Origin of the sequence: Methylobacterium sp. W2 (assembly GCF_020662345.1) — a bacterium.
In the GTDB taxonomy this organism is placed as follows: Bacteria; Pseudomonadota; Alphaproteobacteria; order Rhizobiales; family Beijerinckiaceae; genus Methylobacterium.
Map to the genome: position 1 here is coordinate 1 of NZ_VMOA01000096.1, position 869 is coordinate 869.

The 869-nt window shown below is 67.2% G+C and carries 1 pseudogene; it reads right to left on the reverse strand.

From position 1 onward, the window contains the following. Positions 1-9: 9 nt before the first annotated feature. Positions 10-819: pseudogene (locus FPV16_RS25870) on the reverse strand (IS5 family transposase). Between the last annotated feature and the right edge of the window lie 50 nt (positions 820-869).

Here is an 869-nt window from a genome sequence, read left to right on the forward strand (position 1 = left end):
TAGAGGCTGTTATGAACCGTTTGCCAGTTGAGCGGCCTGTTTGAGCATGAGGCAGACGAAGGCGACGATGTGGAGATCGGCGAGTGTGCTGGGATAGCGCTCGTAATCCTTGGCGAGGCGGCGGAAGCGCGTCGCCCAGGCGAAGGAACGCTCCACGACCCAGCGGCGCGGCAGCAGCACGAAGCCGCGCTTGGCCTCCGGGAGTTTGACGACCTCCAGTTCGATGCCGTGTTCGCGGGCGGCCTTGGCCGGCTTTTCCCCGGTGTAGCCCTGGTCGACATAGGCCAGATCGACGCTATCCCCGGTGGCGGCCTGCACGGCCTTCGCCAGATGCCCGACCTGGGCACGGTCGTCGGCATCGGCGGGGGTGACGTGCAGGGCTAGGAGGTGGCCCAGGGTGTCGACGGCCAAGTGGACCTTCGACCCCTCTTGGCGCTTGGCGCCATCGTAGCCGGCCCGCTCGCCGCTCTCGGGCGTCGAGCGCAAGGTTCGACTGTCGAGGATCGCCGCGCTCGGCTCAGGAGAACGCGCGGAAGCCAGGCGCAGGAGCGCCCGCAGATCGTCGGCCAGTTGCTCGAAGCAGCCTGCCGCCAGCCAGCGCTGCGCCTGCTGGTAGACGGCTTCTCAGGGCGGGAGGTCGTGGGGCATCCATCGCCAGGGGGCCCCCGTCTTCACCACGTAGCGCAATCCGTTGAACGCCTCGCGAAGCGAAGACTCTCGCTGCCCCGCATCCTCGCGCAGCAGCGTCAGGTACGGCGCGACCAGCGCCCATTCATCATCGGAAACGTCGGACGGGTAGGCTTGGCGCGAAGAGGGCATGCCTCCTCATCTGGATTCCAGACCGCTCAGGTCCATAACAGCCTCTAGGG